This window comes from Micromonospora sp. NBC_01638 (genome assembly GCF_045209745.1).
In the GTDB taxonomy this organism is placed as follows: Bacteria; Actinomycetota; Actinomycetes; order Mycobacteriales; family Micromonosporaceae; genus Micromonospora.
In genome coordinates, this window is sequence record NZ_CP109273.1 from 707,836 (window position 1) to 723,835 (window position 16,000).

The window sequence follows — 16,000 nt, forward strand, 5'->3', positions numbered from 1 at the left end:
CCATCGCTGACCTGCTCCAGGTCGGCGATGGGGCATCAGCCGCGCCGGCCAGGCCGCCCTCGCGCATCGATCTCTGGTGCGGCGGTCGTCAGCACCAACGGCGCGGTGGGCGCTCCCGCCGGGTGGCCCGCGGACGCGGCCGGACCGGGCCGTGCCGGTGTCCCCCGGCCCAGCCGGGAAGTTCGCTGAGGCAACCAGCCGGGACGTCTGCGCCGGCCTCGCCGAGGGCTGCGGGCTCGGCGGAGCGCTGGCGCGGGAGCGTGGTCTCCTCGTCGGTCCGGCCGACGAGCGGCTCCACCGGGTGCGACGGCGCACCGCCGACCGGCCGGCGGTGCTTGCCAGCCGCCTGCGGGTCGTGGTGTCCCGGGCGGCAGGGCTCACCCTGGGCGCAGCCGTGCTCGGCCTCGCCGTGCGCCATCCCCGGTCTCCTCACACTCGTCTCACCCGCCGGTGCTCCCCCGACGTGCCCTGTCACGGTACTGGCCGGGACCGACGGGCCGCGCGCGGCGTACCTGCGGTCAGGACCGGCCGCCCCATCCTCGGCCCAGCGCGGCCGGGGTTTCCACATCAGTCATGATGATCATTCTCGTGCTTCCGGGACGCGGTGTGCGTACCCCTGCTGACGACGTGTCAGGCTAGGACGGTGAGCACGCCGGGCGGTGGAGAGCTGTCGGCCACGCTGCGCCGGATCGAACGTTCGGCGGGGGCGTTGGCCACCTCCAGCGTGGCCCGGATGGACGAGACGCTGCCGTGGTTCCGGGCACTGCCGGCCGACCAGCGCTCCTGGGTGATGCTGGTGGCACAGGCGGGCGCCCGGTCGCTGGTGCAGTGGCTGCATGATGGCGGTGGCACGGCGGACAGCACCCAGGAGGTCTCGGACGAGGTCTTCGCCGCCGCCCCGCAGGCGCTGGCCCGGTCGATCACCCTCGAGCAGACCGTGGCGCTGATCAAGGTGACCATCGACGTGGTCGAGGAGCAGGTGTCGCACCTGGCCGCGGAGGGCGAGGAGCAGCAACTGCGCGAGGCGGTGCTGCGCTTCTCCCGGGAGATCGCGTTCTCCGCCGCCCGGGTGTACGCGCGGGCCGCCGAGTCCCGCGGCGCGTGGGACGCCCGGTTGCAGGCCCTGCTGGTCGACGCGCTGTTGCGCGGTGATTCGCCGGACGTGCTGGCCAGTCGGGCCGCCGCGCTCGGCTGGGCGGATGCGCCGCCGGTGGCGGTGGCGGTCGGCCGATCGCCCGGCGGGGAGGTCTCCGCGGTGCTGCACGTGGTCTACCGGCAGGCCCGCCGGATCGGCGTGGAGGTGATCGGCGGGGTGCATGGCGACCGCCTGGTGATCGTGCTGGGTGGCGCGCCGGACCCGCTGACCGCCACCGCCAAGCTGCTGAGCGCATTCGGGGACGGCCCGGTGGTGGTCGGTCCGGCCGTGCCCAGCCTGGACGAGGCGACCGAGTCGGCGCGGGCCGCGTTGTCCGGTTTCCGGGCGGCGCCGGCCTGGCCCAGTGCTCCCCGGCCGGTGCCGGCCGGGGAGCTGTTGCCGGAGCGTGCCCTCGCCGGCGACGCCGAGGCCCGTCGGCGGCTGCGGCACGACGTGTACGCGACGCTGGTGCGCGCCGGCGGCGAGTTACTGGCGACCCTGGACGCGTTCCTGGCCGCCGGTGGCACGCTGGAGAGCGCGGCCCGGGCGCTGTTCGTGCACCCGAACACGGTGCGTTACCGGTTGCGTCGGATCGCCGAGGTGACCGGGTTCTCGCCGTTGTCTCCCCGGGACGCGTTCGCCCTCCAGGTCGCGCTGACCGTCGGTCGGTTGGATCCGGTCGCCCCGCTCACCTCTCCTGTCCCGACTCAGACAATGACCCCGGCCGCCCGGAAAACCACCCAAACCGAGGATGATCGCCACCGATCTTTGTAGGAAACCTCCAAAGGTCCTAGTGTGGTTTGGTCGGAGGCGGCACAGCGTTACCCGCGCGTATCCAGGAGAGTCATAGGCGTGCTCGCCGTACTTAGTCCCGGCCAGGGTTCTCAGAAACCCGGCTTCCTGACCCCCTGGCTCGACCTGACCGGCACTGAGGCGCAGCTGCGCGAGTGGTCGGCGTTGGCCGGGGTCGACCTGATGCATCTGGGCACCGCCGCCGACGCCGACGAGATCAAGGACACCGCCCGCACCCAGCCGTTGCTGGTCGCCGCGGCGTTGCTCGCAGCCGAACACCTGCCGCTGGACGGCGTCACGCTCGCCGCCGGGCACAGCGTCGGCGAGCTGGGCGCCGCCGCCCTGGCCGGTGTGCTGACGGCCGAAGCCGCGATCACCCTCGCCGGCGTACGCGGCCGGGAGATGGCCGCCGCCTGCGCGCTGGAGCCGACCGGAATGGCCGCGGTGCTTGGCGGCGACCCCGACGAGGTGCTCGCCGCGATCGAGACGCACAACCTGTACCCGGCCAACCGCAACGGCGCCGGGCAGATCGTCGCCGCCGGTGCGCTGGACGGGCTCGACAAGCTCGCCGCCGAGCCGCCCACCAGGACCCGGATCATCCGCCTCCAGGTGGCTGGCGCGTTCCACACCCCGTACATGGCCCCTGCCGAGACCGCGCTCGCCGCGGCCGCCGCCGGAATCACTCCCGCCAACCCGGTCCGAACCCTGCTGTCGAACCTCGACGGCAGGGCGGTCGACAACGGCCCCGACCTGGTGCAGCGCCTCGTCCGCCAGGTCACCGCGCCGGTGCGCTGGGATCTGTGCATGCGTACGCTGGCCGACCTCGGGGTCACCGGCGTGATCGAGCTGCCACCGGCCGGCACCCTCGCCGGGCTGGTCAAGCGGGAACTCAAGGGCGACGGCGCCCCGGAGATCGTCACCCTGAACACCCCGGACGACCTGCCGGCCGCACGGGACCTGATCGCCCGCATCGGAGGTCTCTCATGACTGGCAGTCGCATCGTCTCGATGGGGCACTACCAGCCCTCCCGGGTGGTGACCAACGACGAGATCGCCCAGCTCGTCGACACCAACGACGAGTGGATCCGGGATCGGGTCGGCATCGTCAGCCGGCGGATCGCCGACAGTGAGACGGTGGCCGACATGGCTGCTGCCGCTGCCGGCAAGGCGCTGGCCAACTCGGGCCTGACCGCCGCCGACATCGACCTGGTCGTGGTCGCCACCTGCTCCTCCATCGACCGCAGCCCCAACGTGGCCTGCCGGGTCGCCGCCAAGCTGGGCATCACCGCGCCGGGCGCGTTCGACGTCAACACCGCCTGCTCGGGCTTCGCGTACGCGCTGGGCACCGTCGACCACGCCATCCGGGCCGGGGCGTCGCGCAACGCGCTCGTCATCGGCGCGGAAAAGCTCTCCGACCTGACCGACTGGACCGACCGCTCCACCTGCATCATCTTCGCGGACGGCGCCGGCGCCGCCGTGGTCACCGCCACCGCCGACGATGAGCCGGCCGGGATCGGCCCGGTGGTCTGGGGTTCGGTGCCGGAGAAGGGCGACGCGGTCCGCATCGAGGGCTGGCGCCCGTACATCCAGCAGGAGGGGCAGTCGGTGTTCCGCTGGGCCACCACCGCGCTGGCGCCGCTCGCCCTGCAGGCCTGCGAGCGCGCCGGGGTCGACCCGTCGGAACTGGCCGCGTTCGTGCCGCACCAGGCCAACGCACGGATCATCGACGGCATCGCCAAGCGGCTCAACATCCCCAACGCGATCATCGCGAAGGACATCGTCGAGTCCGGCAACACCTCCGCCGCGAGCGTGCCGTTGGCCCTGTCCAAGCTTGTCGAGCGCCGCGAGGTGCCCTCGGGCGCACCGGTGCTGCTGTTCGGCTTCGGCGGTGGCCTGACCTACGCCGGTCAGGTCGTCCGCTGCCCCTGATGACCCCCTCGGACGCGTAAAGCGTCGAGGAGTGACGGTCGGCGACGCCGCCCGTCGGACAACCCCCGATGAAAGGAACCAACCGCAATGACCCGTGACGAGATCACCACCGGCCTCGCCGAGATCCTCGAAGAGGTTGCCGGAGTGAACCCGGACGACGTGGCCGAGGGGAAGTCCTTCACCGACGACCTCGATGTCGACTCGCTCTCCATGGTGGAGGTCGTGGTGGCTGCCGAGGAGAAGTTCGGCGTCAAGATCCCGGACAACGAGGTGCAGAACCTCAAGACCGTCGGCGACGCTGTCAGTTACATCGCGGCGCAGTCCTGATCATGAGTCGTCCTGACGTCGTCGTCACCGGGCTCGGCGCGACGACCCCGCTTGGCGGGGACGTCGCGTCGACCTGGGACGCCATGCTCGCCGGCCGCTCCGGGGTGAGTGCCCTCACCCAGGAGTGGGCCGCGCAACTGCCGGTCCGGATCGCCGCCCAGTTGGCGGTGGAGCCGTCCGAGGTGCTGGACCGGGTCCGACTGCGCCGACTGGACCGTTCCGAGGCGATCGCGATCATCGCGGCGCAGCAGGCCTGGGCGGACGCCGGTCTCGCCGGCTCCGACCTCGACGGGGAACGGCTGGCCGTCAGCGTCGGCTCCGGCATCGGCGGTGCCACCACCCTGCTCGCCCAGGACGACATCCTCGAGGCGTCCGGGCCGCGGCGGGTCTCCCCGCACACCATCCCGATGCTGATGCCGAACGGTCCGGCCGCCTGGGTCGGGCTGGAACTGGGCGCCAAGGCCGGCGTGCACTCGGTCGCCAGCGCCTGCGCCACCGGCGCCGAGGCGATCGCCCTCGGCCTGGACATCATCCGCTCCGGCCGTGCCGACGTGGTGGTGGCCGGCGGCACCGAGGCGGTCATCCACCCGCTGCCGATCGCCGGCTTCAGCTCGATGCGGGCCATGTCGACCCGCAACGACGATCCGGAGCGCGCTTCCCGCCCGTGGGACCGGGGCCGCGACGGCTTCGTCCTCGGTGAGGGCGCCGGCATCCTGGTGCTGGAGCGGGCCGAGCACGCCGCAGCCCGGGGCGCCCGGGTGTACGCGCGCCTCGCCGGTGCCGGCATCACCTCCGACGCGTACGACATCGTGCAGCCGCACGCCGAGGGCGAGGGCGCCATCCGGGCCATCGCCAAGGCGATCGCGGACGCGGATGTGGCCAAGCAGGACATCGTGCACGTCAACGCGCACGCCACCTCGACCCCGGTCGGGGACATGCTGGAGATCGGCGCGCTGCACAAGGCGCTCGGCGACCACCCGGTGCTGGCCGCGACGAAGTCGATGACCGGTCACCTGCTCGGTGCGGCCGGCGCGCTGGAGTCGATCGCCACCATTCTGGCCATCCGCGACGGTGTCATCCCTCCGACGATCAACCTTGACGACCCGGAGCCCGGCCTCACCCTGGAGGTCGCCGCCAACAAGGCCCGCCACATGGAGATCCCCGCCGCGTTGAACAACGCGTTCGGCTTCGGCGGCCACAACGTGGCTCTCGTCTTCGCGCGGCCCTGAGAGTCGGCGATGACTCGCGGGAGGATCGCCCAGGCGCTGGCTGCCGCATCGGCCTGACGATCCCGCTCTGGAAGTAGGGCCGCTCCGCATTCCGGAGGGGCCCTACTGTCGTTCAGGCTCGGTTGCGGGGGTGCTGCTTCGCGGTGCGCTCGTTGCCGTGGCGGTAGTTGCCCGTCCAGCGGGCCATCACCAACTGCGGGTCGTCGTCGACCTCGGCCAGGAACTCTGCTGCCCGAGCACCGCGCAGGGTGCCGGCCACCCGCCCGTGGTGGGTGATCACCACCGTGCCGTCGGCCCGTTCCACGTGCTGAAATCCCTTTGCCGCTCCCATCCGTGAAGATTGTCAGACCGGCCGAGGGCGAGGCCACCCGATTTTGGTCCCGCGTGAACGCGATCCCGATTGACGTCGGGACGACCGCACGGCTTGGATGGGCCGACTGAAGATCGACTGACGGGGATCGACACCATGGACACTCGTACCCGCGTTGCCGTGTCGGCGGCGCTCACCCTCGGCCTGCTGGCCGGCTGCGGCGACGATGCCGACGCCCCGCCGGGCGCACGGCCGGCGACCCGGCCCCGCAGGCCACGGGCGAGCCCTGGTACGACGAGGTGGCCTCCGCATCGCCCAGCGGCACGACCGGTGGAACGGGCTCGCCCTGCCCGGTACCGGTGTCGTTTCCGTTGGCCGACGGGTGGACGGCGACGGCGGTCGAGCTTCCCAAGGGCGAGCTGGCCGAGCTCGTCGGCGAGGCGCTCACCAAGCGTGGCGGCACCACCGTGCGCTGCGAGGTGGACGGCCGGAAGGCCGGCGGCGGATTCCTGCGGATCTGGGCGGCCGATGCGCCAGCGGTCGCGCCGCGCGCCGCGCTGGAGGGTTTCGCCGCCGGGACCGACGAGACGGTCAGTGGCCAGCAGTTCCGGGACGTCCGGGCCGGTGGCTTCGACGCCACGGAGATCACCTGGCTGACCACCAGCTCGTTGACCGAGGAGACGTCGCGGAGCTGGGCGCTGGCCGTCCAGTCGGCAGGGCAGACGCTGATCTTCACGGTCGACGAGGGCCTGACCACGGAACGGACCGACGTGCTGCCGGCGTACCGGCTCGCGGTGCAGGGGCTCGCGATGGCCGGCTGAGGTCACCCGGAGTGGGTCGGGGTCAGCTGCTGGGGCAGGTCGTCGCGGGAAGGCCGGGCACGGTAACCGGGGACCGGCCGCCCGGTCGGGCCTTGCCGGCCAGCACGGCGGCCAGTGCGGTCATCGACGCCCGGCTGGAGGAGTACGTGGCCAGCAACGTCGGTGACTTCGCTCCGCTCAGCACGTACGGGGTGTCCATGGCGACCGTGACCGCCGCGTCGGCGCGCAGGTCGCTGGTGCCGTCGCCGTAGCCCACCAGGTGCACGATCGTGCCGCCGCTGGGCTTGACCGGCACCCCGGCGGCGGTCAGGGCGGCGGTGAGTGCGGCCCGGGTGCCGTCCCGACCGGCGGAGGAGGTGACGGTGACCGGCCGACGTACCGCGCCACCGCAGGCGCCCCGCAGCACGGTGACGGCGGCGGCGGCCAGCGCGTCGGCTGCCGCGCGGTGGGCCGGGGCGTTGAGCGTGGACATCTGCGCCGGCGGAAGTTCCGCGAGCCGGAACTTCATGGTCAGTACCCGGGTGACCGCCTCGACCAGCCGGGTCCGGGGCAGGGAGCCGCCGCGCAGCGCGGCGAGCAGCCCGTCGTACGCCTGACCGACGTTCGGGGTCATCAGGATGAGGTCGTTACCGGCGTTCAGCGCGCGCACCGCCGCCTCGCCGGGAGCCCAGCGCTTCGCGGGCGGCATGTTCATCCCGTCGGTGATCACCACGCCCTTGAAGCCGAGCTGGCCGCGCAGCACGTCGGTGAGCAGCTTGTGCGAGAAGGTCGCCGGGGTGCCCGGGTCGATCGCGCGCGCGTCCAGGTGACCGGACATCACCGCCATCGCCCCGGCGTCGATCCCGGCGGTGAACGGCGGCCAGGCGCCGCTCTGCAACGCCGCGGCGGACTGGGTCAGCACCGGCAGATCCTGGTGCGAGTCGTCGGCGCTGTGGCCGTGCCCGGGGAAGTGCTTCAGGGTGGCCGCGACTCCCACCGCCTGGAGGCCACGGACGGCGCCGCCCACCTGCGCGGCGGCCTGCTTCGGGTCGGCGCCGTACGACCGGGAGCCGATCACGGTGCTGCGGGTGGCCAGCACGTCGGCCACCGGGGCGAAGTCGACGTTGATCCCCATCGCGGCCAGCTCGGTGCCGGCGGCCCGCCAGGCGGCCTCGGTGAGCTTCGGGTCGCCGGCCGCGCCCGCCGCGAGGGCGCTGGGCAGGACGGTGACCCCGTCGGTCACGCGGGTGACGACGCCGTACTCCTGGTCGGTGCCGATCAGGAGGGGCGCGGGGCCGGCGGCGAGCCGGCCAGCGGCGGCACGCAGGCCGGTGGTGAGCTCGTGCACCTGCTTCGGATTGTCGACGTTCGTGGTCTCCTGGTTGCCCTTGGTCGGGTCGTCGGCGCTGAAGCCGACCAGGATCAGGCCGCCCAGCCGGTACTTGGTGATCATGTCGGCGGGGGTGTCGACCCCGGCGAGCGCCTGGTTACCGGCCGCCGACCCGGCGGAGACCTTCGTCGCCGAGTCGCCGTAGGCGTACGGCATCAGCACCTGGCCGACCAGGTCTTCGTCGGACAGCGTGGCGACCAGCGCGGCGGCACGGGCGGCGGGGTCGGCGGCCGGCGGCGCGGCGGGAGTGCTCGGGCCGGCGGAAATTCCGGACGGGCTCGGCGTCGGTGTGGGGCGGTCCGGGGAACCCGAGCAGCCGGTGACGAGCAGGACGGTCAGGGCTGCGACAGCGACGCAGGCGCGCCACGGGCGATTCGACACGCCGCCTATCCCACCAGTTCCCCATTATCAGGGCAACTTGACCTTACCGTCCGTGCACCCCCACGTCGGCATGCGGGCAGGTGGCCCAACTCGCGCACGTCGGATCAGCCGACCCGGGTGAGCAAGGTCACCGGGGCGCCGTCACCGGCGTACCGGTAGGGCTCCAGGTCAGCGTCCCACGCCGTGCCGAGGGCCTTGTCCAGGGCATGCGCCAACGCCTCCGGGGCCCGGGAGGCGGCCATCAGCGCCCGTAGCCGGTCCTCGCCGAGCTGGATGTCGCCGGCCACGCCGACGGTGGCCCGGAACAGGCCACGCGCGGGCACGTACATGAAACGCTCCCCGTCGGCGCCGGGGCTCGGCTCCTCGGTGACCTCGAAACGGATCATGGGCCACTGCCGTAGGGCAGCAGCCAGCTCGGCGCCCGTTCCCGGACGACCGGTCCACCCGCACTCGGCCCGGCGTGCGCCGGGGTCGACGGGCTGAGCCGTCCACTGCAGATTGACCGGCGCGGCTAGGACGCGCGCGATCGCCCACTCGACGTGTGAGCACACGGCGAGCGGGGTTGAGTGGACGTATACGACGCCACGCGTTGGCACGGTGACCTCCCGGAGAGCGAGGTGCGTCTTCCCCTACGACCTCGTCCACCCAGGTGGTTGCTGCAACACATGATGACTCCTGTGACGCGTGGTGCGCCAGGGAATCGGAAAAAACGCCGGGTGGAATAGCCGGACGGGTGGTCGCCGTTGCCGCTCAGGACACCGCGACGACCAGCATGATGTCGTGGTCCTGTACAGTTCCACCGGCGGCTTATGCCGCGTTCCACCTTCGCGAGCCGAGTCACGCGCCTGGCCCGCACACAGCCCCCGGACGTCCCAGTCCTCCCGTACGTCTTGCAAGGAGTACCTCCGTGGCGAGCAACACCTCTAAGACCGCGCGCGCGTCCGTCCGGGCCGGCCAGGCTGGCCAGGGTGGCGCCCTCAGCGTGCTGGGCGAGTTCAAGTACCTCATTCCGCTCAACGGCGGCAAGCACGCCTACGTGCGGAACCTGACCAACGGCAAGACCGTGCACCTGCGCACGGACTCCGACGCCTTCGTCGAGGAGATCCGCGTGCTGGCCGCCGCCGGCCACGCCACCAAGATCCGGGCGGAGATCAACAACCTGGCTGCCACCCACCCCGGTGACGGCTGGGAGGGCACCGAGAAGCGCCTGGTCGCGGCCGGCGTCTTCGAGGGCTGAGCTCTCCCCCACCGCATCATCTGAAACCGCCCGCCGGGAACACCCGACGGGCGGTTTCGCGTCCGGGCAGGTTCAGCCCGCTTCGAGCAGAGCGACCTCGCCGGTGGCCAGGTCGTAGAGGCCGCCGACCACGGCCACCCGGCCGGCGGCTACCGGCCCGGCCAGCAGGGCATCCTCGCGCAGGGTGTGCACGGTGCGCCGGACGTGCCGGCGGATCGCCAGCGGGAGCACCGCCGGATCGTCGATCCCCGCCTCGGTCACCGCCGGGGCGATCTCGTCCACCAGGTGCGCCAACGAGCCCCCGGGACGCCCTCCGCTGCGCAGCGCGTCCAGCGCGGCACCCACCGCGCCGCACCGCTCGTGGCCAAGGACCAGCACCAGCGGCACGCCGAGCTGACCGACCACGTACTCGATCGAACCACGCACCGCGCGATCGAGCACGTGACCACCGGTACGGATCACGCAGATCGCACCGAAGGTCTGATCGAAGATCGCTTCCAGCGGCACCCGCGAGTCGATGCAGCCGAGCACCACGGCGTACGGCTGCTGGTCGCCGGAGGCTGCGGCCGCCGCCGCGGCCTCCGTGACGTCGTGCCCGTGCACCGGCTGGCCGCTGACGAACCGCCGATTACCGGCGAGCAGATCGGCGAGCGCCGCGCGGGGCGTGCCGCCGGCCTGCCGCCCCTGTCCCGATGCCCCGCTCATGGGTGCTCCCGACGACCCCATGCCGTTCAGCTTGAACCGCCACCAGCAGCCACGGGCGAGGTCGGGAATGTTTAGCCACGGCGCGATTGGCGAGGTGCCATGGCGGGTAGCCGGTGTTACCACCGGGTATCGGAGGTGCTGGTGGTGCCGGGCGAGCTGGTGGTGCCGGGCGACCCTGGGGGAGGTGGCGATGCCACAGCGGTTCGAGGTCGGTCTGCCGGACGGCGTGCGGCTCAACGTCGAGGCGACGGGGCCGACGGACGCCCAGGTCACCGCCATCCTGTTGCACGGCTGGACGCTGGACGGGCGCGCCTGGCACCGGCAGGTCGACGCGCTCACCGCGGCAGCTCTCGGCGGGACGGTGCGGGTGGTCACCTACGACGCGCGCGGGCACGGCCGGTCCAGCTGCATGGCGCTGCCCACGGCCACCCTGGCCCAGCTCGGCGACGACCTGGCCGCGGTGATCGACGCGGTGGCCCCGGCCGGGCCGGTGGTTCTGGTCGGGCACTCGATGGGCGGAATGTCGATCATGGAGTACGCCCACCGCCACCCCGCGCACTTCGCCGCCCGTACGGCCGGGCTGGTCTTCGTCTCGACCACCGCCGAAGGGCACACGCACACCGTCTACGGGCTCTCGCCGCGGATCGCCCGGCTGATCCGACTCGCCGAGACGACCGGTGCCGGCGTGCTGGCCCGGTGCGGCTCGTGGCGAGCACCCCGGGCGCTGCTGAACGCGTTGCAACCGAGCATCCGATGGATGCTCTTCGGTGATCGCTGCGAGCCGGCCGACATCCGCCTGGTGACGTCGGCGGTGGCTCGTGCCTCACTGCGCTCGATCGGCGGGTTCCGCGCCTCCATCGGCACCCAGCACCGGCTGGACACCCTCGCCGCGTTGGCCCACCTGCCGGCCGCAGCCCTGGTCGGCGACCGGGACCGGCTGACCCCACCGCCGTGCGCCGAGTCGATCGCCGGGGCCCTGCCGGCCACCGACCTGACCGTCTGCCCCGGTGCCGGGCACATGCTGATGATGGAACGCCCGGACGAGGTCAACGCGGCGCTGACCGGCGTGCTGCGCCGCGTACTCGCCGAACCGCCGCCCCGCGTCCGCGCCGCCACCCCCGCCGGGACGGGTCCCTGACCACGTTCCCGCACCTCGGGCGCGGCGGGCCAGGCGCGGGGCCGTACCCTTCTGCGGTTGGCCCGCGCGGTTCCCGCCGCCTGCCAGCGACCTCTGAAGGAGCGTGCGTTGACCGACCAGACCGGCCTGGAGCAGGAGATTGCCGTCGAGCAACGACACCTCGACCGGGTGTACGCCCGACTGGCCGAGCTGCGGCGCTCGGCGGTCCGCGCCGAGCGCGACGGCTACCGGATGGCCCGGGTGGGCACGTTCGGTGCGCTGGTCGAGCGCGACGCGATGGTCTTCCACGCGGCACAGCGGCGGCACACCCTGGACGCCGAGCACGAGGGACTGGTCTTCGGTCGGATGGACCTGCGCGACCGTCAGGTGCTGCACGTCGGGCGACTCGGAATCCGGGACGAGGACGCCACCACGCTGGTCGTCGACTGGCGGGCGCCGGCCGCCGCCGCCTTCTACCAGGCCACCCCGGCGCATTCGCTGGATCTGGTGCGCCGCCGCACGATCCAGACCCGTGGCGAGCGGGTCACCCGGATCGAGGACGAGTTGCTGGACCCGACCGCCGCCCCGGAGGGGATGACGGTCGTCGGTGACGGCGCGTTGCTGGCCACCCTGTCCAAGGCCACCGGCCGGGGCATGCGGGACATCGTGGCGACCATCCAGCGGGAGCAGGACGAGGCGATCCGCTCGCCCGGCTCCGGGGTGACGATCGTCGCGGGTGGCCCGGGCACCGGCAAGACCGCGGTCGCCCTGCACCGGGCCGCGTTCCTGCTCTACTCCGACCGCAGCCGGTACGCGGGCGGCGGCATCCTGGTGGTCGGCCCGTCCTCGGTCTTCGTCGAGTACATCGCCTCGGTGCTGCCGTCGCTCGGCGAGGACGCGGCGACGCTGCATTCGCTGGGCACCCTCTTTCCGGGGATGACCGCCACCCGCACCGACCCACCCGAGGTCGCGGCGGTGAAGGGCTCGCTGCGGATGCGGCAGGTGCTGGAGCGGGCTGCTCGCGACGCGGTGCCGGGGGGCCCGGGTGAGTTGCGACTGCTCTACCGGGGCACGTTGCTGCGGCTGGACCGGGCCGCGCTGGACCGGATCCGGGACCGCGCCCTGCACCGGGGCGCCCGACGCAACGAGGTGCGCCGGGCCGGCTTCGACGGGGTGTTCGCCGCGCTCTGGGCGCAGGCCCGTGCCGTGGGGATCACTCGGCTGCCAGAGCAGCGGGCCTTCGAGGGCGAGATCGCCGAGCGGTCGGAGTTCCGGGAGTTCCTCAAGGCGTGGTGGCCGCGGCTGCACCCCCGGCACGTGCTCGGCTGGTTGGCCCGGCCGGACCGGCTGCGCCGCTATGCCGGTGGGGTCCTCTCCTCTGCGGAGATCCGGCTGCTCACCGCCGCGTACCAGGACCTGGACTCGGCCGGACTGACCATCGCCGACATCGCGCTGCTGGACGAGTTGGACGCGCTGCTCGGTAAGCCGGCGCAGCCGGCCAAGGCCCGGCGCGACCCGTTCCAGCTTGCTGGCGGCGTCCGCGAGTTGAGCACCTTCGGCGACCGGCAGCGGGCCGCCCGCGCGGCGGCCCGGGAGCGCCCGGCGGACTACCGGGACTACGCGCACGTGGTGGTGGACGAGGCGCAGGACGTCTCACCGATGCAGTGGCGGATGGTTGGTCGACGTGGCCGCCTGGCCTCCTGGACCGTGGTGGGCGACCCCGCGCAGACCGCGTGGACCGGCGATCCGGAGGAGCTGACCCGGGCCCGCGACCAGGCGTTGGGCCGGCGCAAGCGGCACGATTTCACGCTCACCACCAACTACCGCAACTCGTCGGAGATCTTCGCGGTGGCGGCGGCGGAGATCCGCCGGATCTACCCTGACCTGCCGCTGCCGAGCGCCGTCCGCTCCACCGGGGTCGATCCGGTCGAGCTGGTGGTGCCCGCGACGGGGTTGGAGACCGCGACCGTGGAGGCGGCCGCCGGTCTGCTGACCGAGGTGGAGGGCACCGTCGGGGTGATCACGCCGGTCCCCCGCCGCGACGAGGTCGCCGGTTGGCTCGACGCGCTCGGCGCATCGAGGTTGCAGGTGGTGACCAGCCTGGAGGCCAAGGGCATGGAGTACGACGGGGTGGTGCTGGTCGCTCCGAGCGAGATCCGGGCGGATCCGGGCGCCGGGGTGCGCACCCTGTACGTGGCGCTCTCCCGGGCCACTCAGCGACTCACCACCATCGACCCGACCGGCTGATCCGCGACAAATGGCCTGGCTGGGGGGTGGTTCGGCCTTACACTTGCACACATAGCGATGTGAACATACATTTGACCGTGTCCCGACTGGCAGCGGAAGGTGAACCTCGTGGGCGCAGGTCATGACCACCACCATGCGTCGGTCGCCAATGCCGCACACCAGCACCGGGGCCGACTCTGGGCGGCTTTCGGGCTGCTCGCCGCCCTGATGGTGGTCGAGGCGGTCGCCGCGCTGCACACCGGCTCACTCGCCCTGCTCTCCGACGCCGGGCACATGTTCACCGACGTGCTCGGCATCGGGATGGCGCTCGCCGCGATCACCGCGACCCGGCGGGCCACCACCGACCCGCAGCGCACCTTCGGGCTCTACCGACTCGAGGTGCTCGCCGCGCTGGCCAACGCCGTCCTGCTCTCCGGCGTCGCGATCTACGTGGTGATCGAGGCGATCCGCCGCTTCGGCGACCCGCACGAGGTCATCGCCGGCCCGATGCTCGCGGTGGCCGTGCTCGGCCTGCTCGCGAACGTCGTCGCCTTCGCCCTGCTCCGCACCGGCGCCCGGGAGAGCATCAACCTCCAGGGCGCCTACCTGGAGGTCCTCGGCGACCTGCTCGGCTCGCTCGGCGTCATCGGCGCGGCGCTGCTCATCACCGTCACCGACTGGTGGTGGGCCGACCCACTTGTCGCGGTCGCCATCGGCGTGTTCATCCTGCCGCGTACCTGGCGGCTGGCACGTGCCGCCGTCCGCATCCTGGTGCAGGCCGCACCGGAGCATCTTCAGGTGACCGCCGTGCACGACCGGTTGGCCGCAGTCCCCGGTGTGGTCGAGGTGCACGACCTGCACGTGTGGACGCTCACCTCGGGCATGGACGTGGCCTCCGCACACCTGACCATGGCGCCCGGCGCGGAGGTCGGCGCGGTGCTCACCGCCGCGCGTACGGCCCTGCACGACGACTTCCGGATCGAGCACGCGACGTTGCAGATCGAGCCCGGCGCCGCCTCCGGAGCCTGCGGCTCGATCGAGTGGTAGCAGTAATTCATCGTCACGACGCACGCACCGTCCGTCACATTGACTGCAGCGGCCCCACCGGCAACGGTAGGCTCGGTCCCGGCCTCCACCAGGCGGCGCCTCCCGGCGCCGGTGGCGGTCGCCGCCTAATCGCTCGAGAGGGCGAACCGGGGAACCATGTTCCTGGGGTGCATCCGCGTCAGCGGTAGGGATCTTCCGTCCCGAACCCGTCAGCTAACCCGGTCGGCGGCTAACGGAAGGACATGCGCAGTGGCACCAACACGACCACCGACCGCCCGACTGGCGGCCCTGATCGTCGCGATGTTCGCCCTCGGCGTCGCGCTCCCGGCCGGCGCCGCCTCGGCCGCTCCCCCGACCGGCCTGCGGGCCGCCGCCGCACCCGACTCGGACGAAGAGGGCGGCACCCCGGCGCTACGCGCCCAACTCGATGCGGCCAGCAAGGGCTACCTGGACGCGAAGCGCGCCCTGGACACCTCCGTGCAGCGGCAGCAGCAGCTCGCCACCCGACTGAAGACCATCGACGTCGAGCTCGCCCAGCGCAACGGCAAGGTGGGCGAGATCGCCGGCGTGGCGTACCGCACCGGCCGGCTCGGCGCGATGTCGGCGCTACTCAACAGCAACACCCCGGAGGGCTTCATGGACCGGGCCGCCGCCTTGGACGCAGTGGCCGCCAACGAGGACCGGGTGCTGCGTGATCTGCTCGCCACGAAGGACCAGTCCAACCGCACCCGGGCCGCCCTGGACGGCGAGATCAACGAACAGCGCAAGCAGGTCGCGGTGATGGCCAAGCGCAAGGAGCAGGCCGAGCGGGCACTGACCGTGGCCACCACACCCAAGCCACAGACCACCGCCGACACCGACTCCAACCGGGGCACCTCCGCCGCCAACGCGACGGCGGCCCCGCGCAACTCCGACGGCTCCTGGCCGTCCGAGTCGTGCAGCATCAACGACCCCACGCCGGCCAGCGGCTGCATCACCCCGCGTACCCTGCACGCGCTCAACCAGGCCAAGGCCGCCGGGTTCACCCGGTACGTCTCCTGCCACCGCCCCAGCGGCTCCGGCGAACACCCGAAGGGCCGGGCCTGCGACTTCGCGGCGCAGAAGGACGGCTTCGGCGGGAACGCCACCGGCGGCGACAAGACGTACGGCAACAACCTGGCCGCGTACTTCATCCGCAACGCCGACCGGCTCGCTGTGCTGTACGTGATCTGGTACCGGCAGATCTGGCTGCCCAGCAGCGGGTGGAAGTCGTACAGCGGGGCGGGCGGCACCCCGTCCACCGACCACACCAACCACGTGCACCTGTCGGTTTACTGACCACTGGTGTGATGCCGGTGAGTCGTCAGGATGACTCACCGGCATTTCGTCAGGGCAAG

At 72.6% G+C, this 16,000-nt stretch carries 16 protein-coding genes and 1 riboswitch; of the genes, 11 read left to right on the forward strand and 5 right to left on the reverse strand.

What is annotated here, in order from left to right:
* Positions 1-88 precede the first annotated feature (88 nt).
* Entirely contained in the window at positions 89-418 is a 330-nt protein-coding gene (locus OG811_RS03150; protein ID WP_406071982.1) for a hypothetical protein, read from the reverse strand.
* Between the two features lie 186 nt (positions 419-604).
* Here OG811_RS03150 and OG811_RS03155 point away from each other — a divergent pair, with 186 nt between their 5' ends.
* From OG811_RS03155 to fabF, 5 genes are all read left to right on the forward strand, one after another.
* Positions 605-1,909 carry a PucR family transcriptional regulator gene (locus OG811_RS03155; RefSeq protein ID WP_406071984.1) on the forward strand — a complete coding sequence of 435 codons (1,305 nt, stop codon included), beginning with the start codon at positions 605-607 and terminating at the stop codon, positions 1,907-1,909.
* A gap of 78 nt (positions 1,910-1,987) precedes the next feature.
* Positions 1,988-2,914: an ACP S-malonyltransferase gene (locus tag OG811_RS03160; RefSeq protein ID WP_406071985.1), complete on the forward strand. Its 927-nt coding sequence runs from the start codon at positions 1,988-1,990 to the stop codon at positions 2,912-2,914.
* Entirely contained in the window at positions 2,911-3,855 is a 945-nt protein-coding gene (locus tag OG811_RS03165; protein ID WP_406071986.1) for a beta-ketoacyl-ACP synthase III, read from the forward strand. The genes OG811_RS03160 and OG811_RS03165 overlap by 4 nt, the downstream gene beginning before the upstream one ends.
* An 87-nt stretch (positions 3,856-3,942) precedes the next feature.
* Complete coding sequence (locus tag OG811_RS03170; RefSeq protein WP_030330276.1) at positions 3,943-4,182, forward strand: acyl carrier protein; 240 nt, start codon at positions 3,943-3,945, stop codon at positions 4,180-4,182.
* A gap of 2 nt (positions 4,183-4,184) precedes the next feature.
* On the forward strand, positions 4,185-5,411 hold the full coding sequence (fabF, locus tag OG811_RS03175; RefSeq protein WP_406071988.1) for a beta-ketoacyl-ACP synthase II: 1,227 nt from the start codon (positions 4,185-4,187) through the stop codon (positions 5,409-5,411).
* 112 nt (positions 5,412-5,523) lie between these two features.
* Here the strand turns inward: fabF and OG811_RS03180 are convergent, their stop codons facing one another.
* On the reverse strand, positions 5,524-5,742 hold the full coding sequence (locus OG811_RS03180) for a hypothetical protein (protein ID WP_406071989.1): 219 nt from the start codon (positions 5,740-5,742) through the stop codon (positions 5,524-5,526).
* Between the two features lie 278 nt (positions 5,743-6,020).
* Between OG811_RS03180 and OG811_RS03185 the strand changes: the two genes are divergently transcribed.
* Positions 6,021-6,542, forward strand: a complete 522-nt coding sequence (locus OG811_RS03185) for a lipoprotein (RefSeq protein ID WP_406071991.1) — start codon at positions 6,021-6,023, stop codon at positions 6,540-6,542.
* Between the two features lie 22 nt (positions 6,543-6,564).
* Here the strand turns inward: OG811_RS03185 and OG811_RS03190 are convergent, their stop codons facing one another.
* Both OG811_RS03190 and OG811_RS03195 read right to left on the reverse strand, forming a co-directional pair.
* On the reverse strand, positions 6,565-8,301 hold the full coding sequence (locus tag OG811_RS03190; protein ID WP_406075475.1) for a glycoside hydrolase family 3 protein: 1,737 nt from the start codon (positions 8,299-8,301) through the stop codon (positions 6,565-6,567).
* Positions 8,302-8,396: 95 nt separating this feature from the next.
* Positions 8,397-8,888: a DUF3145 domain-containing protein gene (locus OG811_RS03195; protein ID WP_091409261.1), complete on the reverse strand. Its 492-nt coding sequence runs from the start codon at positions 8,886-8,888 to the stop codon at positions 8,397-8,399.
* A 311-nt stretch (positions 8,889-9,199) separates the two neighbouring features.
* On the opposite strand from OG811_RS03195, the gene OG811_RS03200 reads away from it, so the two are divergent.
* Positions 9,200-9,529 carry a hypothetical protein gene (locus OG811_RS03200; RefSeq protein WP_406071993.1) on the forward strand — a complete coding sequence of 110 codons (330 nt, stop codon included), beginning with the start codon at positions 9,200-9,202 and terminating at the stop codon, positions 9,527-9,529.
* A gap of 72 nt (positions 9,530-9,601) precedes the next feature.
* Here the strand turns inward: OG811_RS03200 and OG811_RS03205 are convergent, their stop codons facing one another.
* Positions 9,602-10,234, reverse strand: a complete 633-nt coding sequence (locus tag OG811_RS03205; protein WP_406071994.1) for a carbonic anhydrase — start codon at positions 10,232-10,234, stop codon at positions 9,602-9,604.
* A 190-nt stretch (positions 10,235-10,424) separates the two neighbouring features.
* Here OG811_RS03205 and OG811_RS03210 point away from each other — a divergent pair, with 190 nt between their 5' ends.
* The 4 genes from OG811_RS03210 (at position 10,425) to OG811_RS03225 (ending at position 15,941) form a co-directional block, all read left to right on the forward strand.
* Positions 10,425-11,372, forward strand: a complete 948-nt coding sequence (locus tag OG811_RS03210) for an alpha/beta fold hydrolase (RefSeq protein WP_406071996.1) — start codon at positions 10,425-10,427, stop codon at positions 11,370-11,372.
* 108 nt (positions 11,373-11,480) lie between these two features.
* Positions 11,481-13,598, forward strand: a complete 2,118-nt coding sequence (locus tag OG811_RS03215) for a HelD family protein (protein ID WP_406071997.1) — start codon at positions 11,481-11,483, stop codon at positions 13,596-13,598.
* Positions 13,599-13,706: 108 nt separating this feature from the next.
* The gene (locus tag OG811_RS03220) at positions 13,707-14,624 is read left to right on the forward strand and encodes a cation diffusion facilitator family transporter (RefSeq protein ID WP_406071998.1); all 918 of its coding nucleotides are present in this window, start codon (positions 13,707-13,709) and stop codon (positions 14,622-14,624) included.
* A 112-nt stretch (positions 14,625-14,736) separates the two neighbouring features.
* Positions 14,737-14,868, forward strand: a riboswitch (cyclic di-AMP (ydaO/yuaA leader).
* Positions 14,869-14,873: 5 nt separating this feature from the next.
* Complete coding sequence (locus tag OG811_RS03225; RefSeq protein ID WP_406072000.1) at positions 14,874-15,941, forward strand: coiled-coil domain-containing protein; 1,068 nt, start codon at positions 14,874-14,876, stop codon at positions 15,939-15,941.
* Positions 15,942-16,000 lie beyond the last annotated feature (59 nt).